We start from the raw sequence: 23,046 nt of genomic DNA, 5'->3' as shown, positions 1-23,046 counted from the left end.
AAAATGTGAAGGATAAAAGAAAAAGGGCTGTGTTATTCGTAAGCTTCATAATTCTCGCCAATCTGATCTAAAACTTTCAGAAAGATATTGAATTCCAAAGTATCCAAACCCATGACCGCCTGCTCACGTAGTATGTTGGCATGGGGTTCAATGATGGCTATGATTTTTTGTCCTTGAGGGGTCAATTCTAACTTGAAACGTTTCAAATCTCCTTCGAACCTAGTTTTGGCAATCCACCCCTTACGCTCGAGGCCGCCGATCACGCGTGATGTTGTTGCTCGATTGCGAAAATTTGATTTTACAATATCTGATTGCGAGGCTTCATCGCCCAACTGATAAATGCGGTACAGAATGACCCATTGCTCAATGGTCATATCAACACCTAGTTCTTCAAACTTTCGAAGATATGCCTCTTGGATTTTTCGAAGCACCAAATCCAAATGCAACCCGATTCCCTGTATTTCGTCTATTTGATTGAGCATTTTTCTCATTCCCGCGTAGGCGGGAATCCATAACTATTGAGATTTTGTTTCAAGCACGAAACAGGAGCTAGAATTTTAACCTAAAATTTTAATTCGAAACCGTTTTCGCATTCCAAAAATACTTATTTTTGTTGCATCAACAACAAAATTGGATTAAATCTCAAAAACATATCATTTCATGGAGACAACAGCCATACCCAAAATTCACAATGAAGCCAAAGACTTCATGCCCATCAATGGCACCGATTATATTGAACTGTATGTTGGCAATTCAAAGCAGGCTGCACACTTTTACAAGACCGCATTTGGATTTCAATCGTATGCCTATGCCGGACTGGAAACCGGACTCAAAGACCGCGAAAGCTATGTGGTGGTGCAAGATAAAATTCGTTTGGTGCTCACCTCTCCCCTAAAAAGCGGCACCGACATCGGAAAGCACATTGACAACCATGGTGATGGTGTCAAGGTCGTCGCCCTTTGGGTCGATAATGCCACGTATGCCTATGAGACGGCTGTGGCCAATGGTGCCAAATCATATATGGAGCCTAAGGTTGAAAAGGATGACCACGGTAAAGTAGTACGGTCGGGAATTCACACCTACGGCGAGACCGTACACATTTTTGTAGAACGTAAAGATTACGAGGGCATCTTCTTACCGGGTTATGTAAAATGGGAAACACCTGATTACAATCCTGCCCCTACAGGACTCAAATATGTGGACCACATGGTGGGCAATGTAGGTTGGAACCGCATGAACGAATGGGTCTCTTTCTACGAAAAAGTCATGGGCTTTGTCAACATTCTATCTTTTGACGACAACGATATCTCTACCGAATACACGGCTCTGATGAGCAAGGTAATGAGCAACGGCAACGGTAGAATCAAATTCCCTATCAACGAACCGGCTGAGGGTAAGAAAAAATCCCAGGTTGAAGAGTACCTCGATTTTTATGAGGGCGAGGGGGTGCAGCACATCGCCGTCGCTACTGACGACATCATCAAAACGGTTCGTGATTTGCGCAGCCGTGGCGTTGAATTTTTGCGTGTGCCCGACACTTATTACGAAGCGGTGACCGATAGAGTGGGTGAAATTGATGAGGATATTGCTCCACTTCGTGAGCTTGGCATCTTGGTCGACCGTGATGACGAGGGTTATCTGCTGCAGATTTTTACCCGCCCCGTAGAGCCAAGACCGACCATGTTCTTTGAAATCATTCAAAGAAAGGGTGCACAATCGTTCGGAAAAGGTAACTTTAAGGCACTCTTTGAAGCGATTGAACGCGAGCAGGAGCTTCGAGGCACTTTGCATTAATTTAGTTATGAGTTATGAGTGCTGAGTTATGAAATGCAACTCTAAACTCTAAATTCTGAACTCTAAACTCAAAAAGAAATGCCCATATATCACAGATTAGGAAAAATTCCGCAGAAGCGGCACACCCAATTTGAAAAGCCGGATGGCAGCCTTTACTATGAGCAATTGTTCGGCACCATCGGTTTTGACGGCATGTCATCGTTGTTGTACCACATTCACCGCCCCACCCAGGTAAAGGAAATTGGGAGGCCTTTGGATGTGAGCCCGAAAATTGCGGTGGAAAAAAACATCACCTCTAGAAAATTGATTGGTTTTGACGTGAAACCAAAAGACGATTTTTTGGAAGCCCGGGAACCCCTTTTGGTGAACAATGATGTACATATCGGGTTGGCAGCACCAAAAAAGTCGCTGACCGACTATTTCTACAAAAATTCGGATGCCGATGAGATGCTTTTCATCCACAAAGGCTCGGGCACGCTGAAGACCTTTTTGGGCAATATTCCTTTTGAGTATGGTGATTACCTCATCATTCCCCGCGGAATGATCTATCAAATTGAGTTCAATTCGGAGGACAACCGGATTTTGTATGCAGAATCGTTCCACCCCATCTATACCCCAAAACGCTACCGAAATTGGTTTGGGCAATTGTTGGAGCATTCCCCTTTCTGTGAACGCGACTATAAATTGCCACAAGATTTGGAAGCCATCGATGAAAAAGGCGAGTTTTTGATAAAAATCAAAAAACAGGGCATGTTGCATAACCTAACATACGCCACACATCCCTTTGATGTTGTAGGGTGGGATGGTTACAACTTTCCGTACGGATTCTCCATCCACAATTTTGAGCCCATTACAGGCCGTGTGCACCAACCGCCACCGGTGCACCAGACATTTGAAACGGGAGCTTTTGTGGTCTGCTCGTTCTGCCCAAGATTGTACGACTATCACCCGAAAGCGATACCCGCTCCTTACAACCACTCAAACATTGACTCTGACGAAGTGTTGTACTATGTTGATGGCGATTTTATGAGTCGTACGGGCATTGGTCCGGGTTACATTTCACTGCATCCTGCGGGTATTCCGCATGGGCCGCATCCTGGCACGTATGAGGCAAGCATTGGTAAAAAAGCCACCGAAGAGCTGGCCGTGATGATCGATACGTTCAAACCATTGCAAGTCACTGAAAATGCGCTTAAGATTGATGATGGCAAGTATTATAAGTCTTGGTTGGAGTAAAAAATAGACCTTAGATGTTAGATTTTAGACGTGAGACAACAAGTTCTAACCTTTCGACAATAAGTCTAATATCTAATGTCTCAAATCTCATATCTAAACTAATATGATTATAGACATACCCGAAAACTCAGATTTTTCAATCCATAACATTCCCTTTGGAATATTTTCGACCAAAGATAGAAGTCCACGTGCTGGTGTTGCCATAGGTGAGCATATTTTAGACCTCGCTGCAGTAGCTGAGCTTGATGTTTTTGATTTCAACACCGCGGTTTTTGAAAAAGAAGCGCTCAACGATTTCATTTCTTTGGGGAAGGATATCACTAAAAAAGTGCGTAAAAATATCCAACATTGGCTTCAAGACGACAACTCGGTTTTGGCGAACAACCCTGAATTGTTCGTCAAGCAATCAGAAGCACAGATGCACATGCCGGTCTATGTCGGTGACTATACCGACTTTTATTCGAGCATCGAGCATGCCACCAATGTGGGCACCATGTTCCGCGACCCGAACAATGCACTGTTGCCCAACTGGAAGCATATTCCCGTGGGCTATCACGGTAGGGCCAGTTCAATCATAGTAAGCGGCGAGGCGATTCATAGACCTAAGGGGCAGACCAAACCCAATGATAGTGACACACCGGTTTTTGGCCCATCACAGCGATTGGATTTTGAGTTGGAAATGGGCTTTATCACTGGAAGGAACACTCATTTGAGTGAATCGGTCTCAACCGCCGAAGCTGAGGACTATATCTTCGGATTAGTACTGTTTAACGACTGGTCGGCCCGTGACATCCAAAAATGGGAGTACGTGCCACTGGGTCCATTTCTTGCAAAGAATTTTGCCTCTTCCATCTCACCATGGATTGTCACCTTGGAAGCTTTGGAACCTTTTCGGGTGGAAGGACCGGAACAAACTCCAGAAGTGCTTCCGTATCTGCAATATGAAGGAGAAAAGAACTATGACATCAATCTTGAAGTGGGCATAACCCCTGAAGGCAGTAAAGAAACTACTGTTTGCCACAGTAATTTCAAATATATGTACTGGAATATGGCCCAACAATTGGCGCACCACACCGTAAATGGCTGTAACATCAATGTGGGTGATATGATGGCCTCAGGCACCATTTCAGGAAAAAGTGAAGATTCGTATGGCTCAATGCTCGAATTGGCATGGATGGGCACCAAGCCTTTAAAAATGAAGGATGGTACAGAACGAAAATTCATTAACGATGGCGATACAGTGACGATGCGTGGCTATGCCGAAAAAGACGGACAACGTGTAGGTTTTGGTGAAGTAAGCACCAAAGTGTTGCCAGCTAAATAATTGTAAAGTTTGGGATGTCACATTGAGCGCAGTCGAAATGGCAACCCAAACTTTTCTTGTGTCTCGACTGCGCTCGACATGACAGAAAAGTTATGATAAAAACCATCAACCCAAACGACATATCCCAACCCGAGCTGCACAGCTATTTGTTGTCAGCTGTGGCACCCCGGCCCATTTGCTTTGCCAGCACTGTTGATAAAGAAGGGAATGTAAATCTGAGTCCGTTTAGTTTTTTCAATGTGTTCAGTTCGAATCCTCCTATCATGATTTTTTCACCAGCACGAAGTGGGCGCGATAACAGCACAAAACATTCCCATCAAAATGTCAAGGAAGTTCCTGAGGTCGTCATCAACATCGTGAACCACGACATCGTAGAGCAAATGTCACTTTCGAGCACGGCGTATGACAAAGGGATGAATGAATTTATCAAAGCTGGTTTTACCCAAGTGCCCAGCGAAAAAGTCAGGCCGCCAAGAGTGGGTGAAGCCCCAGTTTCGTTTGAGTGCATCGTACAAGAGGTCATCGAGTTGGCAGAACTGCCTGGGGCGGGCAACCTGATTTTGGCCAAAGTGGAACTCATCCATATCAATGAAAACTACCTCATCGACGGACAGTTGGACACCAAAAAATTGGATTTGGTAGGAAGAATGGGCGGTAGTTGGTATGTACGCGCCAATGGTGAAGCACTTTTTGAAATTCCGAAGCCGATTCGGACCAAAGGTATCGGGGTCGATGCGCTTCCTGAGGGCATCCGCGAAAGCGAAATCTTAACAGGAAATAATCTGGGGCGTTTAGGGAATGTGGAAAAACTGCCATCACCTAAGGAAGTTGAAACCGCTGGACTATTGTTCGATACCGATTCAAAAGAATTTTTACACGAAAGAGCCAAAGAAATCTTGGATGCCGGTGACACTGAAAAAGCACTGGCCTTATTGTTGTACTCAGAACAATTGGATTGATGAAAAACGGAATCGAATCAATTTTCAAACCTCATCTCGAACCAAAAGAGGTCTATAAAGGTGGAAAGAACATTCCCGCTTCCACAAAAAAAATCTACAAGCTATCCTCTAATGAAAACCCATTGGGGGCTTCGCCGAAAGCCCTTGAGGGCATGAAAAAAGCCATCGATCTGATCGATATCTATCCTGACCAGACCGATATCCGTTTACGGGAAGCCCTTGCCAATGACTTTGACAATCAATTAGGCGCTGACCAATTCATCACGGGCAACAGCGGCTCTGAAATCATCGATATGATTTTGAGGGCTTTCATCAATGATGGCGATGAGGTCATTTTTTCAAATCCCTGTTTTTTGCCCTATTCCGTTTTTTCGAGATGGTACGGTGCCAAGCAAGTTGATGTTCGACTGTTGGAACCCGATTACGCTTTGGATGCCGAGGAAATTTTAAGTGCCATTACCGCAAAGACCAAAATTGTATTTCTTACCAGCCCCAACAACCCAACGGGAACCTATATTCCGAAAGCTGTTTTAGAGGATTTTCTAGAACGTATCCCAAAAAACATTTTGGTAGTCTTCGACGAAGTCTACCGCCATTTTGCAGATGCAGAAGATTATGTCACGGCCCTTCCCTATGTGAAACAGGGCTACAATATTTTGGGATTGAACAGTTTTTCAAAAACGTATGGGCTTGCAGGCCAACGTATTGGCTATTGCTATACCACGGCAAAGATTGCAAACTACCTCAGACTCATTCACAAGCCATTCTTGTTACCGCTCACCTCTATCGAAGCGGCCATTGGCGCGTTGAATGATAAACTGTTTGTTGAAAAGACGGTCAAGACCGTGCGAGAGGGAAGGCAGTATTTATCAGATTCCTTCGCTGCGCTCGGAATCAAGTATTGGCCCAGTCAAGCAAACTTTTTCATCATTGACCCACCTTTACCTGAAATGGAATTTACCGATAAGCTCATGCAAGAGGGCATTATGGTCAGGCCTGTTTCGCAATTTGGCGCTCCAGGAAAGGTACGCATTACCATCGGTGACCAAGAAGCCAATGAAGCGTTGGTTAATGCGCTCAAAAAAATAAAGGCCCATTGAATTCAATGGGCCCTTTCAAAAAATTCTTATAAAACTTTTACTGTCTGGTGAATATAATTTCCGTGCCTTCTAAATTATTTTCATCAAAGTCGACACCATCAACAATGAGTGTGTCGCCATTTAAATCAACGGTAATGGTTTCCTCCATCATATCACTATCAATAAAGGTCAGTTGATTTCCTTCCAAATCCCAAGTAGTGGTTTCTGAGTCAGTACTTTCAGGACAAGGAACGGAAAGGCCAGTGCCTACTGCACCAACATCAAAGTTGTTCAATTTACTTTCTGAAACCGCTGTTCCATCTGAATTAAAAGTTAGTGTTAATATGTCACAATCTTCTTCAATCAGGTTATTGGCAATTTCCAATACTAGGTTCAAGCTTGTGTTGTTGCTGTCGGCAAACCTTACTTCGGTCATTTCCCATGTTCCCACCAGCGTGTTTGAATCCAACATTTCGCCATCGTTGTCGTCACTGTCACTTGAACACGAGAACAGTATTGCTGAAAAAACAGCGGCTAAAATCCAATTATTTTTCATCATGTTGATTTTTGGGGTGTGTACCCTAAACGAAGAATTGTGATTTATAGTGTAAATGCATCAAAAAACGAATCGGTAGGTCGCTTTCAACAAAAAGATGTTCTGGGGGGTCTGCCCGAAAATGTTGTCATTCAAACTATCGAACAATCCGGCAGTGGGGTCTCCGGAACGTGATACATCTTGCGACCACACCAAGAAGATTTCAGAGCCGGGTATGTACTCCCACCGAATCACCAGATTGGAACGAAATTGCACAAAAGAGAAATCAGGGTTGCCGAACGTGAAATCCGTAGTCCCATCCAAATCTTCATCTACACTGTAATCATCATCTGCCAACACCACTTGATTGGCATCATATTGTAAAAATCGGTCTTCAAACTGCTTTGCGGTGGCATCTGTCACATGCTTAAAGTTAGAATACCTACCCCTTGATATAAACGGTTGGCCCCAATATTGTATCGTCAAGTTTGGATTGATATTATAGTTGAGACGGAAAGACATACTTATGGTACGCTGATCTATTTCACCATTCAAATACCGTACACCATCATCGGTATCAATATTGTCAATGAACTGTAATCTATCAAGATTGATATTGAATGATGGAAAGGCAGAAACTCGTAGGGCGTCTATAGGTTGGTAAGTGAATCCTGCCTCTATGTAGTATGACCTGATAGAGTTGTCAAGTGCCTTTCGTCCGTTATGGAATACATTGAAACGTAATTTTTTTCGGTTGTCTGTTCTGATTCCGTTCCAAAAACTCATCCACGGGGACCTTCGCAGCCGTGGCCCGCCTCTCAAAGCGAAGTTTGAATACTGAATTGGGGCATAGTTGAACCCAAGATTTGAGAACCAGTTGTTTTTCCAGTTTTGCCAGCTATTGGTGTTGAACTGTAAATAGTTATGGTTGCCCCCAAAATCCCACGCACTCCAATGGTTGTAATTGATACCCACCCTTCTAAACGTGCTATCTGGTTTCAGGGTTCGGTAGCCCACCCAGGTATAATGCCTAATATCATCAGATTCACGTTGAAAACCAATATCGTTCAACTCCAATTCTGGTGAACGCCATGTACCCCCTGTTTCGAACATAAAGTGGCCATCGCCCACCTTGCCCAGTTGTAAATTACCGCCGGTGCCCGTCAGAGAGGTTTTATCTTCATCTACATTCACGTGGTCAGCATCGACCCTTTGAAACAAGTGGGTGATGGATTCCTGGGTATTCTGTATCGCCTCTTCGCTGCCGCGAACATGGCTCCAATTAATATTGCCCCCCACGTACCAATCGCGATTGTTCCATTGGTGTTTAAAATCAAACCCGCCAGTGTAGGCTTGACGGTGCAGAAAACTGATGTTTTCGGTCAGAAAATCACGATTCACCGCTGTAAAAATTCCACCGATATACGAGTTTCGATCATTGAAGTCTTTTTGTAACCTGCCCACAAAATAGTTCGTCAAGGGTTCGACCACTTCTTTACGCCGTTCGCCATTGTTGTCTACCGTGGCGAATTTTCGTGCGGTCACACTCTCTAACACCCCGATTGCCCAACCATCTTGCGTCTTTCCACTGAACTTTGCAGCTCCGATGATTTGTGTGTTTTCGGGGATGTCGACAAACTCGCCATCTTCAGTATCGGGAGACCCTTGTGGATTTCTACCTATGCGTCGGCTGTAAAAAATGTTATCTGACCCAAACGTGTTGCCCGCCTGTGATTGAGAAAGCCGAAAGTCAAAGATGTTGTTGTTCTCAACGAAGAAAGGGCGCTGTTCCCTAAAGAAAATCTGAAAACCATCCAACGCAATGGCAGAAGGATCAGCCTCAACCTGTCCAAAATCAGGATTTACGGTCAAATCTAAGGTCAGGTCATTGGTGATGCCGATTTTGGCATCCAAGCCCACATTCAAATCTGTTTCATTGCCATCCCGAAACGGATTGCCCTCTTCGGCCTCATAGGTTTCGCCGCTGGCTACCGTATAAGGCTGTATTTCAAGCTGTTTTTGCGGTTCAATGTTTTTCAATCCATGCAGTTCGCCAAATTCACTGACCCAACCTGGGGCATCCAAGGGTACGCGCTGCCAAAGCGAACGTTCTTCTTCCCTAAAGAAACGCCGTGTGGATTGCAGCCCCCAAACAGGGTTTTCTTCTTTGCTGAATTTTATTTGACTGAACGGAATCTTCAGCTCTGCCGTCCATCCATCATCATCGATATTGGTTTTGGTGTACCAAATGGGATTCCAACTATCGTCCCAATTATTGCCATTTTCTGAGACCAGCTCGTCTCCTTTCACCCCTGCCGCAGTGACCGTAAACGAAAAGGCGGTTCGCTTGTCATGGTAACTGTCAATATTGAATTCGACCCAGTCGCCATCAAAACCATCACGCCGAGACATCCTCCTGACAATATTTTCGGGTTCGGCATCAAAGCATCGCACACCTATATAGAGGTATTTGCTGTCGTAAACAATTTTAAATCTGGTCTGATAGCTTGGTGGGGTGTTCTCATCTGGTCGATTTTCTATGTAATCACCGGCCCAATCAACGATGTCCCAAACCGGGTCGTTCAATTTACCATCCATAATAGGGGGTTCTTGACCGTTGACCTGTAAGGTGGAGTAGATTTTTTTTGGAATAAATTCAGGAGCCGGTTTTGGCTCTTTTGATTCTTGGGCGTTGACAAAAACAATAAATTGAGATAAAAAAAGAGTAAGGATGGTGGTCGTTCTCATGTTGAATTAGCTGGCCTTGATTGATGCACAGTAAAGACCCGACATTTCTCAAATAGTTACAGTCAAGCAGAACATATTTCCATTTTTTAACATGATTTTTAGAAAACCAGTATGTTTTTTTGAAGTGGATTGCTGGCAGCAAAAAAACCAAAAAAATATTACGAATCAGTCGTTTGTAATTTTATGTAATAATCGTACATTTGCAGCCCGTTAAACGGGAATGGTTTACAAACCTGTTAATTCAAGAGAAGTGGATACATTAAGTTATAAGACAATTTCTGCCAATAAGGCCACGGTCAACAAAGAGTGGTTATTGGTTGATGCCAAAGGCCAGACCTTGGGCAGATTGGCGTCTAAAGTGGCGAAAATACTTCGTGGTAAGCACAAGCCCAATTTTACACCACATGTAGATTGTGGTGACAATGTGATTGTCATCAATGCTGAAAAAATACAGTTGAGCGGCAATAAATGGAATGACAAAGTTTACCTGAGATATACGGGATATCCTGGTGGACAACGTTCTACGACCGCCAAGGAATTGTTGGACAAACATCCTGAGCGATTGATCGAAAAATCAGTCAAAGGCATGTTGCCAAAAAATCGTCTGGGAGCCGAGCTTTTCAGAAATCTAAAGGTTTATGTCGGCACTGAGCACGACCAGGAGGCCCAAAAGCCAAAAGCTATTAACTTAAACGACTACAAATAATGGAAGTAGTTCACAAAATCGGACGAAGAAAAACCGCGGTGGCCCGAGTATATCTCTCTGAAGGAAAAGGCAACATTACGGTTAACAAAAGAAAATTGGAAGATTATTTCACCACGGGTACGTTACAGTACAAGGTGAAACAGCCTTTTGCTTTGACCGAGAATGAAGGAAACTATGATGTCAGTGTCAACGTGTATGGCGGCGGTATTACAGGCCAGGCCGAAGCGGTTCGTTTGGCATTGTCAAGGGCCCTTTGTGAAATCGACGAAGAGCACAGAGGTGTTCTAAAACCAGAAGGTTTGTTGACACGTGACCCAAGAATGGTTGAGCGTAAGAAATACGGTCAAAAGAAAGCCCGTAAGAAATTCCAGTTCTCTAAGCGTTAAGCATTTTCGATGCGTTTTATCGCATCACTATATATTTAAGTTCATTGAAAATCCTGGTGCAGAACAGTATCAGGATTCATTTATAACCCAGTTGTCGTTGCTCCAAAGAGCAAAAAAATCGGCTCTTTTGGATATTAGTTTAGCATCTAAATGGCCAGGGCGATTCGCAGAATGTGATGACCACCTGACCATTGCTATCTCAACGGAACGTAAACTAAATACGAAAAATGGCAATTAGAACAGAAATCAAAGACCTGCTTGAGGCAGGCGTACATTTTGGTCACCTGACCAGAAAATGGAATCCGAACATGGCTCCCTACATTTATATGGAGCGCAACGGAATTCACGTTATCAATCTTTACAAAACCGCGGCAAAATTAGAAGAGGCCAACGAGGCCCTTAAAAAAATTGCCGCATCAGGGCGAAAAATACTTTTCGTCGCCACAAAGAAACAAGCCAAAGACATTGTTGCCGATAAGGTTTCAAAAGTGAACATGCCCTACATCACCGAAAGATGGCCAGGTGGTATGTTGACCAACTTTGTGACCATTCGAAAGGCGGTCAAAAAGATGGCATCCATCGACCGTATGAAAAAAGACGGTACGTTTGACACCCTTTCCAAAAAAGAACGCCTACAGGTTGATCGTCTTCGTGCAAAACTCGAAAAGAACTTGGGCTCCATAGCCGATATGACACGTTTGCCAGGTGCTATTTTTATTGTCGATACCATGCGTGAGCACATCGCGGTAAAAGAGGCCCAAAAATTGAACATCCCAATCTTTGCGATGGTCGATACCAATTCTGATCCAAGAGACATTGATTTTGTGATACCATCGAATGACGATGCCGGTAAATCAATCGAAGTCATCATGGCTTCGGTGACCGATGCCGTGGGAGAAGGTTTGGCCGAACGCAGAAATGAAAAACAGCAAGAAAGTACTGAAGAAGAAGAAATAGTGGATACTTCTAAAACCACTGCAATGGTCATTGGTGATGAAGATGGAGAACCGGTTGCCGAAGAAAGTGAAAGCCTTTCATTAGCTGAATCAGAAGAAGAGGTTCAGAAAGAAGAACCAAAAAAAGAAGAAAAGTCAAAAGCCAAAAAAGAAGCAGCCCCTAAAAAGGAAGCACCAAAAACCGAAAAGCCCAAGAAAACTGAAAAGGCAGACGACCTGACCAAAATTGAAGGTATCGGCCCTAAAGCTGCAGAAGCATTGGTCAAAGCTGGTGTGGGAACTTATAGAGAGCTTTCAAAAGCAAAGCCTGATGCCATCAAAGAAATTTTGACTGAGGCAAGTTCAAGAATGGCACATTTGGATCCGACCTCTTGGCCAAAACAGGCTAAAATGGCCGCTGATGACAAGTGGGATGAGCTAAAGGATTGGCAAGACAAGGCCAAAGGTGGGGTTGAATAAAAATTAACTGAATCATAAACAATACAGATTCCCGCTTTCGCGGGAAAGACAATAAAAACTCAAATCATGGCAAACATAACAGCCGCAGATGTAAATAAATTAAGAAAGGCCACCGGCGCAGGAATGATGGACTGTAAAAAGGCATTGGTAGAAGCTGATGGTGATTTTGACAAAGCCATTGAGATTCTACGCAAAAAGGGGCAGAAAGTTGCTGCAAAAAGGGCAGACAGAGATTCTTCTGAAGGAGCTGCCATTGCCAAAGTCAATGATGACAATACAGAAGGTGTCATTATCTCTCTGAATTGTGAGACAGACTTTGTTGCCAAAAACGAATCTTTCGTGACCTTGGCCAAAGAATTGGCCGATTTGGCCCTCGGCCATGACAACAAAGATGCATTCTTGCAAGCCGGTTACAATGGTATGACCGTAGCCGAAAAACTGACCGAACAGACTGGTGTCATAGGCGAGAAAATCGAAATCGGAAGCTTCGAGACATTGAGTGCACCGTTTGTTGGCTCATATATTCACGCAGGTAATAAGATTGCCACCTTGGTCGGTCTTTCAGCAGCTGTCGACGGTGCTGCAGAGGCTGCAAAAGATGTGGCCATGCAAGCCGCTGCGATGAATCCTGTCGCATTGAATGAAGAGGGTGTTGACCAGAGCGTTATCGATAAGGAAATCGAAATTGCCAAAGATCAATTGCGTCAAGAGGGCAAGCCCGAAGCCATGTTGGATAACATCGCCAAAGGCAAGTTGAAGCGCTTCTTCAAAGACAACACCTTGGTGAACCAAGCTTTTATCAAAGACAGTAAGCAAAGTGTTGCGCAATACGTGAAGTCAGTAGACTCTAATTTGGAAGTCACTGGTTTTCAGCGCGTCGCTTTGGGTTAACTCATATTTGGATATATAAAAAAGCCCCGACCATAGGTCGGGGCTTTTTTGATGTTATAGCTTAGAGACTAAGCTCACAAATTCAGGGAAAAAATCAGTTTTATAATCGAACCCTTGAGAATCTGCACATCTTACGGCGATGATTTTAGTTTCTGGGATTATTACCAGATAGTTTCCTCGGTAACCATCGGCATAATAGGCCATTATTTTCTCTCCGTAAATTCTTCTACTTAACTTTATGGATTTGGGGAGTTCTCTGTTCAATGCCTCTGGCCACTGTTCTCCAAGAATATGTTCCATAGCTGCATAGAACTGATCTTTTGAATCAAATACCTTGTCTTTTATAGGAAGCATTTTATCAAGAAAGGCCCCATCAACAACAGCCTCTTTCCATGATGACCAAATTGAGTCATCAATTATACGCTTCTCATATTCTGGAAGCCGCCACCATAATAAACCCCAGATTGGAGTGAACTCTTGGCTCTGTTTTAAAGATTCATCGATCCACTCTTCACTTATTATGCGGGCATTCTTGTATACCCCATCATTGAGTATCAAAATTCCAAACTTTGCCAAATCCGAAGCTTTGATGACAAAAGCCCCATGAACGGTGGGGTTTCCAGATTTATCCTTAATCCATTCATAGTCGACAATATTCATCGGTTCAAAGAATTCCTTAGCAAAAAAATCATCGAAATTACTACCTGACAGCTTTTTAACAATACCGCCCAATAAAGCAACGGCCTTATTGTTATAGATTATACTGCTGCCAGGGTCATCTGTGAGCTCCGCAGCCAAGGCAAGCTTAACGATATTGTCTACTTTATAGTCAGGAGCGGGTTCCAGTTCTATACTGGCATTCAGATTATTTTGAATACCAGAGGTATGATTCATAAGCATTCGTACTGTTACATCTTTCTTCCTACCCTGTTTCCATTCTGGGTAAATGGTATAAATTGGTTGATCAAGAGAATCTAAAAGCTTCTTGTCAATAAGCTTTCCAATGGCCAAACTAGTAAGGGATTTGCCCGCTGAAGCGATATAAATTGGTTTTTCAGCTTTTCCAAAATAATTCTCATGAATTACCTTTCCATCTTTGATTATTATTAGAGCATCGGAATGAGATTGTTCCGATCTATGCTTTATCTCTTCCAATATAGACTTACTAACACCTTGGGAAAAAGAGGATAGGCCGGCACAAATTAATAAGGCATGTATGTACACTTTCATACGCTTCATTAGAATAGAAATTGGTATTTGAGCTTAATTGGACTTAATCACGACATCACCATTAAAGGTCTTAAAAAGCATTTCAGGCCCACCGCCATTGATGGTGCCCCGCACCCACTGCTCAAGCTTCACTTTATAGCCCTTTGATGACTGCCCGCGTTCTACCTGGGGTTTGTTTTCTATCACGGCCATGTCAAAATCGGTGTAAATATCACCCATGTCTGATTTGGCCTTCACATTGGCCTTTAACGAACTCGGAAAAGTCACTTCAACATTGCCATTGAAACTGCTGAAAGCCATATCAGCACCATTCTTTATGCTATTGAAATTCACTTTCACTTCGCCATTGGTCGTATCGGTCGTAGCAGAACCACTGACATCTTTAAGGGTAATGTGGCCGTTGACATTGCTGATTTCCATTTCGCCGTTGACACCTTCCACATAGATGTCTCCATCATTGACAGTACCCAATTTCAATGAGAAATTTTTAGGTACTTTAATATCCAAATCTGTTTTCTTGTTCCAGATTTCATTATGGATTTCAACTACGTTTCCATTCTCTTCCCCAGATATATTGACACTGGATCCCGATATTTTTTTCATCCCCTTACGGCCACAATCCGCACAATCGCCAAGCCCTTCACTTATTGAAGCTTTCACAATAACCTCCGTGCCATCATAGGCGACTACTGTGATGGATCCTGATATCTGCTCTACTTCAAGTACCCCTGGCTTACCTGGGTTACTGAGTGGGATGGTAAACAAGTCCATTTCCTTTTTTTGGGCCTGTACCGCACTCATTACGAACACTGCCAAAACTGCCAATAGTATATTACTCTTTTTCATGATTATATTTTTTTGATGAATACATTTCCGTTTAAGGTTTCAAAGTCTAGGGCTATGGCACCGCTACCAATTTGTAGTTTTGGGGTCACTTCATACTTGAATCTCGCCTTATCTCGTTCATTTGTTTTTTCGGTGTCCATAAACTGCCGTTCAACATCAAAATCGGTATAGAGCTCGCCATTCATGGTTTTGAAGGATACATTGGCAGAGAGGTCTTTTTGAAAACTGATGTTGATATCCCCATTCAATGAATAATACGTTGAAGATTTTTTGGGATTATCGACGTATGTAATCGAAACATCTCCGTTAATACAGTTTAGGTCAGTGACCCCAGTTACGTCATTCAATTCAATACCACCATTGATATTCCCCACTTTTAAGAAGTTACCCCTCATATTTTGAACCAGAATCTCACCGTCGTTTACCGTACCCAAATCCAGCCTGATATTTTTTGGCACCTTTAGCTTAAAATCCATCTGGTGCTTGTACTTCGGCTCTTCATAATTATCACCGCACCAATCAAACTTCAACCCTTGTCGGTTAAATTCAATGTAAGGTGCATCAGGGTGAACGATTATCTCATTGCCCTCATTCATAATCTTTAGTTGCAACTCTTTTTTGCCCAATTCCAAATCTTCTTGAGTGCGGGCTTTTATGGTCTTATCGGCCACCAAAATAACCGTATCGCCATCATATCCCTCAACAGTGATGGAACCAAAGATGTTTTTTAAAATCAAGGTGTTCTCGGTACTTTGTTGCACAAACACAACTTCTTTTGTGATCGTTTCATTAAACGCTGCTTTCTGGGCACATAAACTCAATGGCAGTACGGCAAAGAGCAGGCCCATTTTAACTAATAATCGTTTCATTCTTTTTGTTTTATGCCTCCCGCACCTGCGGGATGACTGTTCGTGATTTGATTTTGTTCCCGCGGAACAGATTGATCCTTCGACTATGCTCAGGACAGATGAATAAACTATATGATGGATTCTATGGTATTTTCAATTTTTTTCTTCACGGCTGTGTCCAACTTCTTTTCTTTCAAAAGCTTTCGAAACGGTGCTATGGATTTCTTCTCTTGCAATGCAGACATCAGGTTTGCCAAGGTCACCTGTACAATGGGCGACCCTTGGTTAGGGATGGATTGCACCAAGCCCTGTCGTACCATAGGATTGTCAACATAGTTTGTCAAAGACTCAATAGCGGCGAGCCGAACGTTTGTATTTGGATCGTTGTTCAATGTTTGCAACAAGGCCGCCATCACCTGCTCATCAACACTTTCTATTTTACCTGCTTCACTTACGCCCTGTAATCGTTTGTTTGCCGAAGGCTGCTCCAACAGGGTCAACACCAATTTTTCACGCACGTCTTCGGTCTCTTGATTTGAAACCACAGTTTTTTCAATGACCTGTGCATTATCGTTGGAGTTTAAAAAGTAACCAACCGCCAGCCCGATACCGAGCAAAATCAACCCATAAGCCAGTTGTGGTCTGAACAAATACTTGAGTGAATTTGACAGATTATCAATCCAGCCGCCCTGTTTTCCGGCATTCTTTTCTGTTTCGGCATGTAGAAATTCAAAAAAACGTGCATCCATTGCTGCAGAAGTTTCCGGTGTCGAGAGCGAATCCATCAAATGCCATGACTCCTTGAGCTCTTCAAAGGTTGCTATTGCCTCTGGATTTTTCTTTAAATAATCCTCAAAGACTTTTTTATCCTTCCCTTCCAAGCCACCTCTTAAATAATCGATGGCCAATAGTTCAAATCTTTCTTTCTCCATTTTCATCGGGTTTGTAATTGTAGAAAAATACTTCGCAGTTCTTTCAATGCCCTGTGGGCTTTTACTTTGGCAGCGCCTTCGCTACAGCCCATGATCTCGCCTATTTCACTGAACTTGATTTCTTTCAACTTACTGAGCACGAGCACTTCTTTTTTCTCTGCATCCAATCGATTAAGGGCCAATCGCAACAATTGCCGATCTTCATGGTTTTCAATCACTTTCTCAGTGTCTGAATGGGCTTGCAACTTATATTCCACAGCAGACAGTTCGCGTTCGTTGTAGGCTTTCTTCCGCTTATTGAAATGGTCATGGTTCACATTGCGCGCCGTAGTGAACATCCAAGCCAAAAAAGAACCCTCTCCTGTAAATGTATGTTTGTACTTTATCATGCGTATGAATACATTTTGAACCAAGTCTTCACTCAATGAAGCGTTGCTGTTCATGTTGTAAAAGAACCCGAACAAACGCTTTTTATGACGCTCGTAGAGCAACCCCATTTTATCGAGGTCACCTGCCTTGACTTTTTTCATTAAAACGTTGTCGGTCAGTGCTTCCAACTAGGTCTGGTTTGTGTGTTCAAAAGGTAAACTGGCATTTTTATAAAAGGTTACAAAAAATACAGTTTTTTTATTGCAACAACTTTCTCGAGTCCTGTTTCAAGGCATCTATCGGGTTCATTATTTTGATTATTTTTGTTCGGACTTCAAAAATGCCGAATGCATTACAAAAGAATTTTACTCAAGTTAAGCGGTGAAGCTTTGATGGGAGAGCGCCAATATGGCATCGATCCCAAAAGACTGGCTGAATATGCCGAAGACATCAAAAAAGTGGTTAAGAAAGGCATAGAGGTGGCCATTGTGATCGGTGGTGGCAATATTTTTCGTGGCTTGGCAGGCGCCAGTCAGGGCATGGACCGTGTTCAAGGCGACCACATGGGCATGCTGGCCACGGTCATCAATGGTTTGGCCCTGCAAAGTGCCCTAGAAGCGGTTGAGGTGGAAACCCGTCTTCAATCGGCCATTAAAATCAACGAAGTCGCCGAGCCCTTCATTAGAAGAAGGGCCATTCGACATTTGGAAAAAGGCCGTGTGGTCATTTTTGGGGGTGGCACGGGAAATCCTTATTTCACTACAGATTCCGCAGCAGTTTTACGGGCCATTGAAATTGATGCCGATGTGATTTTAAAGGGAACCAGGGTTGATGGTATCTATACCGCCGACCCAGAAAAAGATAAAGCCGCGACGAAATTTGATTCCATTACTTTTAGTGATGTGCTATCCAAAGGATTAAAGGTGATGGACACCACCGCATTTACATTGAGCCAAGAAAATGAATTGCCCATCGTCGTATTTGATATGAATACCCGTGGCAACCTCATGAAAATAGTCTCAGGGGAAAATATAGGAACCGTTGTCAATGTGTAATAGGCATAATTGTTGATATTAGCTACCTCTGGGAAAGCCCATGAGGCATTAAAAAAAAACTTTGTTTTAGATTTCGGCGCAAGTGTCGGAGCATTCAAATCTCGATTATCGAGTAAAAACAGAAAAACGATGAACGAAGAAATTACATTTATTCTTGATGCTGCCAAGGAAAGTATGGATGATGCCATGCTGCACCTAGAAAAGGCCTTCGTCAAAATTCGTGCAGGCAAGGCAAGCCCTGTCATGTTATCTACAGTGATGGTTGAGTATTATGGCTCGCAAACGCCATTGTCTCAAGTATCGAACATCAACACCCCTGATGCCCGGACCATTTCGGTTCAGCCGTGGGAAAAAAGTATTCTCCCAGATATTGAAACGGCCATTATCAACTCTAATCTGGGGTTCAACCCCATGAACAATGGTGAAATGATCATCATCAATGTGCCTCCTTTGACCGAAGAGCGTAGAAAACAATTGGTCAAACAGGCAAAATCTGAGGCCGAAGATGCCAAGGTCAGTATCAGAAACGCCCGCCAAGAAGCCAACAAAGACCTAAAGAAATTGGATATTTCTGAAGACCTTTTGGCCAATGCCGAAATTGATGTTCAAGAATTGACCGATACCTACAGCAATAAAGTCGACTCGGTATTGGAAGCGAAAGAGGGTGAAATCATGAAAGTCTAAAACGGAAAAACCCTTCTCCTTCCTTCATTTTATTTAGGTTCTCGGCGGTTCATTTTCTACCTTTGCCAACAGAATTTTTTGAATGGTAAAAAAGCTTACCCAAGGATTTTGGCCCAAGATCTCTCGTCTTATTTTACGAAACCGCATCCTAATTTTATTGGTATTGGCAGGAATCACTGTGTTCTTGGCATTGCAGTGGAAAAACATGCGCTTCTCAAATACAGAGGCCAACATTTTGCCCGACGAACATCCGGAAACTGTTCAATATGAGGCTTTTGTCAAGCTTTTCGGCCAAGAAGACAACGCCATTGTCTTTGCCATAAAAGATTCGCTTTTGTTCACTGTTGAGAACCTCAACCGTTGGAACAAGCTCAGCAAACAGTTAGAGGCGATGCCCGAAGTTGATTACACGGTCTCCATCGAAAACCTTCAAGAACTGGTCAAAGACAATGAAACCCAGTCATTCCGTTTAAAACCATTGGTAAACGGTAGTCTCGGAACAAAGCAAGAGATCGATAGCCTTAAAAAACATTTGTTTGAAGAGATGCCCTTTTATGAAGACTTGCTTTTCAACAAAGAAAGCGGGTCTGTCCGCACCATAGCCTACCTTGACAAAGACATTCTGAACACGACGGTACGCAACGAATTTATCTTAAACGACCTCAAAAACTTGGTCGAAAATTTTGAAGGTGAAACCGGACTCGATGTGCGGGTATCGGGCATGCCCTATATCAGAACATGGAATGCAAAAATCATCATTGACGAAATAGGAAAGTTCATTCTTGCCGCACTATTGGTAACCTCCATCATCTTCTTTTTCTTCTTCAGGAGTTTCCGTGCCACCCTCATATCAATGTGTGTGGTCATCATCGGGGTGATGTGGGCCTTTGGATTTTTGGGCCTTTTTCAATACGAAATCACCATTCTAACGGCATTGATTCCGCCTTTGATTATCGTAATTGGTATCCCCAATTGTATTTTCCTGATCAATAAATATCAGCAAGAGGTAAAGAAACATGGCAACCAGGCCCTTTCATTGCAACGGGTAATTTCAAAAATTGGCAATGCCACCTTGATGACGAACATCACCACGGCGTCAGGTTTTGCTACTTTCATCATTTTAGACAGTGACCTGTTGAAAGAATTCGGTATCGTCGCATCAATAAATATTGTCTGCATTTTCATTTTGTCGTTGTTGATCATTCCCATCATTTATAGTTTTATGCCGCTGCCAAAGCGCAAACACTTGAAGCATCTCAACAAAAAGTGGATTGATCTGTTCGTAAGTTGGATGGAGCGTATGGTGCGCCATAAGAGAGTGCCCGTTTATATTATTTCAATAGTGGTACTCATTTTAAGTATCATTGGCATCTACCAGATAAAGATTACTGGAAGCCGCATCGAAGACCTACCCAAAGACGCCGCTTTTTTTAAAGACATCCGTTTTTTTGAAGAAGAGTTTGATGGTATCATGCCCGTAGAAGTTGTAGTCGATACGAAAAGAAAAAACGGGGTATTGAAATTGGCCACACTCCGTAGAATGGACCAACTTTCTGATGAGATCAATGCAATTGATGAATTGTCAAGACCCGTTTCTGTGGTCAATCTGGCCAAATATTCAAAACAGGCTTTTTATAATGGCATCCCAAAATATTATCAATTGCCTACTTCCCAAGAAAATACGTTCATACTCGACGCCGCTCGAAAATCGTCAGGCGAAGCCAATCTTTTGGAAAGTTTTGTGGACAGTACGGGCCAAACCGCACGGATCACCACTTTTATGCGTGATGTCAAGACCAGCCGAATGGAGGAAATTGAAAGTGATCTGATCAAGTCCATCGCAAAAATCTTCCCAGCCGAACGTTACAATGTGTACATGACCGGTAAAGCATTGCTCTTCTTGAAGGGCACAAAATATCTGGTCAAAAACCTGTTGATCTCATTGGCTTTGGCCATTGGTCTGATTTCATTGTTTATGGCCTACCTGTTCCGGTCATTCAGAATGATCGTGATTTCGTTGGTGCCCAACCTGTTGCCGTTGGTCATCACTGCTGGCCTTATGGGCTTTTTGGGCGTACCCATAAAACCTTCTACCATTTTGGTATTCAGTATTGCTTTCGGTATTTCAGTTGATGATACCATCCATTTTTTGGCCAAATACCGCCAAGAACTCATTGCCAACCGATGGCAAATCAAGAAATCGGTATATGCAGCACTGAGAGAGACAGGCGTGAGCATGTTCTATACTTCCATCGTGTTGTTTTTCGGATTTTCGGTATTTATCATCTCAAGTTTTGGCGGCACTGTGGCTTTGGGTGCCCTGGTATCGGCCACATTGCTTTTTGCCATGCTGGCGAATTTGATTTTGCTGCCCTCATTATTGCTTTCCCTTGAGCGAAGTATTGCCAATAAGCAAGTGCTCAAAAAACCACAAATTGACATTTTGCCCAAACAGGACGAAAGTTTGGACAAAGACTGATTTTAGAAACGTTCCATATTTCCCTTTCTGGCCAAAAACTTATCTTTGCGCCTTAATTTGAATCGTTTGTGATGTCATTAATTTCAATCAAAAAACTGCTTTCGACCAAACCACAATCACAAGAGGTGATGGTCAACGGATGGGTAAAAACGTTTCGCAGCAATCGTTTTATCGCCCTCAATGACGGGTCGACCATCAAGAACATACAATGTGTCGTTGATTTTGAAAATTTTGATGAGAACCTCATAAAATCGATAACCACTGGGGCGGCCATTCGGGTTACCGGGGCTTTGGTAGAGAGCATGGGGCGTGGGCAAAGTGTCGAGATTCAAGTTTCTGATATTTTTGTTCATGGCAGTGCCGATCCAGAAACCTATCCTATTCAACCCAAAAAACACTCTTTGGAGTTTTTGAGGGAAAAGGCGCATCTTCGGGTACGCACAAACACGTTTTCCGCGGTCATGCGGGTGCGTGCAGCATTGGCATTTGCCGTACACAGTTATTTTCAGCAGAATGGATTTTATTACTTCCATGCACCGATCATCACTGGTTCTGATGCTGAAGGTGCGGGCGAAATGTTTCGGGTGACCACCCTTGATGCCAAAAATCCGCCATTGAATGATGACGGAGCCGTCAATTATAAAGAGGATTTCTTTGGAAAGGAAACCAATTTGACCGTTTCTGGGCAACTAGAGGCCGAGGCTTATGCCATGGGGCTTGGTAAAGTGTATACTTTCGGACCGACTTTTAGGGCAGAGAACTCAAACACTTCGCGCCACTTGGCCGAATTCTGGATGATTGAGCCCGAAATGGCATTCTACAACTTGGACATGAACATGGATTTGGCCGAGGATTTTATCAAATGGGTGCTAAAATATGTCCTGGACAATTGTCAGGATGACCTCCGGTTTTTGGAACAACGTCTTTTGGATGAGGAAAAGTCAAAACCACAAACCGAGAGGAGTGAAATGGCACTTCTGGAAAAATTGCGCTTTGTGGTCGACAACAATTTTAAAAGGGTCACCTATACCGAAGCAATCGACATTCTCAGAAATTCAAAGCCCAACAAGAAAAAGAAATTTGAGTATGTGATTGATGAGTGGGGTGCCGACCTGCAAAGTGAACATGAGCGTTTTTTGGTAGAGAAGCATTTTAAATGCCCCGTTATTCTTTTTGATTATCCGGCCAAGATCAAGGCTTTTTACATGCGCCTCAATGAAGACGAAAAGACAGTTCGAGCGATGGATGTGCTTTTTCCTGGTATTGGTGAGATTGTCGGTGGTTCACAACGTGAAGAGCGATTTGACGTATTGAAGCAAAAAATGGCTGATTTAGACATTCCTGAAGAAGAACTTTGGTGGTATCTTGAGCTTCGAAAATTTGGCACTGCCGAACACAGCGGTTTTGGCCTTGGTTTTGAGCGCCTTGTTCAGTTTGCAACGGGCATGGGCAATATTAGAGACGTGATACCTTTCCCCAGAACTCCCCAAAACGCTGAATTTTAAAGGGAAATCTTTTTAACTTTATAGC

The 23,046-nt window shown here is 43.1% G+C and carries 21 protein-coding genes; 13 read left to right on the top strand and 8 right to left on the bottom strand.

Annotation, left to right across the window (positions count from 1 at the left end; translation table 11 throughout):
- Positions 1–32 precede the first annotated feature (32 nt).
- Positions 33–482 carry a MarR family transcriptional regulator gene (locus AAAH86_RS10040; RefSeq protein ID WP_343487464.1) on the bottom strand — a complete coding sequence of 150 codons (450 nt, stop codon included), beginning with the start codon at positions 480–482 and terminating at the stop codon, positions 33–35.
- Positions 483–660: 178 nt separating this feature from the next.
- On the opposite strand from AAAH86_RS10040, the gene hppD reads away from it, so the two are divergent.
- The 5 genes from hppD (at position 661) to hisC (ending at position 6,413) form a co-directional block, all read left to right on the top strand.
- Entirely contained in the window at positions 661–1,794 is a 1,134-nt protein-coding gene (gene hppD / locus AAAH86_RS10035; RefSeq protein ID WP_343487463.1) for a 4-hydroxyphenylpyruvate dioxygenase, read from the top strand.
- Positions 1,795–1,872: 78 nt separating this feature from the next.
- Complete coding sequence (locus AAAH86_RS10030) at positions 1,873–3,030, top strand: homogentisate 1,2-dioxygenase (RefSeq protein WP_343487462.1); 1,158 nt, start codon at positions 1,873–1,875, stop codon at positions 3,028–3,030.
- 103 nt (positions 3,031–3,133) lie between these two features.
- The gene (gene fahA, locus AAAH86_RS10025) at positions 3,134–4,354 is read left to right on the top strand and encodes a fumarylacetoacetase (protein ID WP_343487460.1); all 1,221 of its coding nucleotides are present in this window, start codon (positions 3,134–3,136) and stop codon (positions 4,352–4,354) included.
- A gap of 92 nt (positions 4,355–4,446) precedes the next feature.
- Positions 4,447–5,313 (top strand): flavin reductase family protein, encoded by an 867-nt coding sequence (locus AAAH86_RS10020; RefSeq protein ID WP_343487459.1) that lies wholly within the window; start codon positions 4,447–4,449, stop codon positions 5,311–5,313.
- On the top strand, positions 5,313–6,413 hold the full coding sequence (gene hisC, locus AAAH86_RS10015; RefSeq protein WP_343487458.1) for a histidinol-phosphate transaminase: 1,101 nt from the start codon (positions 5,313–5,315) through the stop codon (positions 6,411–6,413). The genes AAAH86_RS10020 and hisC overlap by 1 nt, the downstream gene beginning before the upstream one ends.
- A gap of 37 nt (positions 6,414–6,450) precedes the next feature.
- Here hisC and AAAH86_RS10010 read toward each other — a convergent pair whose 3' ends face one another.
- Complete coding sequence (locus tag AAAH86_RS10010; RefSeq protein WP_343487456.1) at positions 6,451–6,951, bottom strand: lipocalin family protein; 501 nt, start codon at positions 6,949–6,951, stop codon at positions 6,451–6,453.
- Positions 6,952–7,008: 57 nt separating this feature from the next.
- Entirely contained in the window at positions 7,009–9,675 is a 2,667-nt protein-coding gene (locus tag AAAH86_RS10005) for a DUF5916 domain-containing protein (RefSeq protein ID WP_343487455.1), read from the bottom strand.
- Positions 9,676–9,925: 250 nt separating this feature from the next.
- Here AAAH86_RS10005 and rplM point away from each other — a divergent pair, with 250 nt between their 5' ends.
- From rplM to tsf, 4 genes are all read left to right on the top strand, one after another.
- Positions 9,926–10,381, top strand: a complete 456-nt coding sequence (gene rplM / locus AAAH86_RS10000; RefSeq protein WP_343487454.1) for a 50S ribosomal protein L13 — start codon at positions 9,926–9,928, stop codon at positions 10,379–10,381.
- A complete protein-coding gene (gene rpsI / locus AAAH86_RS09995; protein WP_343487452.1) occupies positions 10,381–10,767 on the top strand; it encodes a 30S ribosomal protein S9 in 387 nt (128 codons plus the stop codon). Before rplM ends, rpsI begins: the two co-directional genes overlap by 1 nt.
- Positions 10,768–10,994: 227 nt before the next feature.
- Positions 10,995–12,182, top strand: a complete 1,188-nt coding sequence (rpsB, locus tag AAAH86_RS09990) for a 30S ribosomal protein S2 (protein WP_343487451.1) — start codon at positions 10,995–10,997, stop codon at positions 12,180–12,182.
- Positions 12,183–12,248: 66 nt separating this feature from the next.
- Positions 12,249–13,073 (top strand): translation elongation factor Ts, encoded by an 825-nt coding sequence (tsf, locus tag AAAH86_RS09985; protein WP_343487450.1) that lies wholly within the window; start codon positions 12,249–12,251, stop codon positions 13,071–13,073.
- A gap of 54 nt (positions 13,074–13,127) precedes the next feature.
- On the opposite strand, the gene AAAH86_RS09980 is transcribed toward tsf, so the two are convergent.
- The 5 genes from AAAH86_RS09980 to AAAH86_RS09960 all read right to left on the bottom strand — a co-directional run bounded on the left by AAAH86_RS09980 (position 13,128) and on the right by AAAH86_RS09960 (position 17,459).
- The gene (locus tag AAAH86_RS09980) at positions 13,128–14,312 is read right to left on the bottom strand and encodes a serine hydrolase domain-containing protein (RefSeq protein WP_343487449.1); all 1,185 of its coding nucleotides are present in this window, start codon (positions 14,310–14,312) and stop codon (positions 13,128–13,130) included.
- A gap of 24 nt (positions 14,313–14,336) precedes the next feature.
- Positions 14,337–15,149 carry a DUF4097 family beta strand repeat-containing protein gene (locus AAAH86_RS09975; RefSeq protein ID WP_343487448.1) on the bottom strand — a complete coding sequence of 271 codons (813 nt, stop codon included), beginning with the start codon at positions 15,147–15,149 and terminating at the stop codon, positions 14,337–14,339.
- 2 nt (positions 15,150–15,151) lie between these two features.
- Positions 15,152–16,018 carry a DUF4097 family beta strand repeat-containing protein gene (locus tag AAAH86_RS09970; protein WP_343487447.1) on the bottom strand — a complete coding sequence of 289 codons (867 nt, stop codon included), beginning with the start codon at positions 16,016–16,018 and terminating at the stop codon, positions 15,152–15,154.
- A gap of 107 nt (positions 16,019–16,125) precedes the next feature.
- Positions 16,126–16,929: a HEAT repeat domain-containing protein gene (locus AAAH86_RS09965; protein ID WP_343487446.1), complete on the bottom strand. Its 804-nt coding sequence runs from the start codon at positions 16,927–16,929 to the stop codon at positions 16,126–16,128.
- Positions 16,930–16,931: 2 nt separating this feature from the next.
- Positions 16,932–17,459 carry an RNA polymerase sigma factor gene (locus tag AAAH86_RS09960; RefSeq protein ID WP_343487445.1) on the bottom strand — a complete coding sequence of 176 codons (528 nt, stop codon included), beginning with the start codon at positions 17,457–17,459 and terminating at the stop codon, positions 16,932–16,934.
- A 186-nt stretch (positions 17,460–17,645) separates the two neighbouring features.
- Between AAAH86_RS09960 and pyrH the strand changes: the two genes are divergently transcribed.
- From pyrH to asnS, 4 genes are all read left to right on the top strand, one after another.
- Positions 17,646–18,353 carry a UMP kinase gene (gene pyrH / locus AAAH86_RS09955; RefSeq protein ID WP_343487444.1) on the top strand — a complete coding sequence of 236 codons (708 nt, stop codon included), beginning with the start codon at positions 17,646–17,648 and terminating at the stop codon, positions 18,351–18,353.
- 129 nt (positions 18,354–18,482) lie between these two features.
- Positions 18,483–19,037: a ribosome recycling factor gene (gene frr / locus AAAH86_RS09950; protein WP_343487443.1), complete on the top strand. Its 555-nt coding sequence runs from the start codon at positions 18,483–18,485 to the stop codon at positions 19,035–19,037.
- Between the two features lie 82 nt (positions 19,038–19,119).
- Positions 19,120–21,516, top strand: coding sequence for an efflux RND transporter permease subunit (locus AAAH86_RS09945; RefSeq protein ID WP_343487442.1), 2,397 nt, complete (start codon positions 19,120–19,122; stop codon positions 21,514–21,516).
- A gap of 71 nt (positions 21,517–21,587) precedes the next feature.
- On the top strand, positions 21,588–23,021 hold the full coding sequence (gene asnS, locus AAAH86_RS09940) for an asparagine--tRNA ligase (RefSeq protein ID WP_343487441.1): 1,434 nt from the start codon (positions 21,588–21,590) through the stop codon (positions 23,019–23,021).
- The last annotated feature ends 25 nt before the right edge of the window (positions 23,022–23,046 follow it).

This window comes from Allomuricauda sp. d1 (assembly GCF_039592695.1).
Lineage (GTDB): Bacteria > Bacteroidota > Bacteroidia > Flavobacteriales > Flavobacteriaceae > Flagellimonas_A.
Note: the sequence above shows the minus strand (reverse complement) of the source record. Positions and strands in the feature narration are given on the sequence as shown.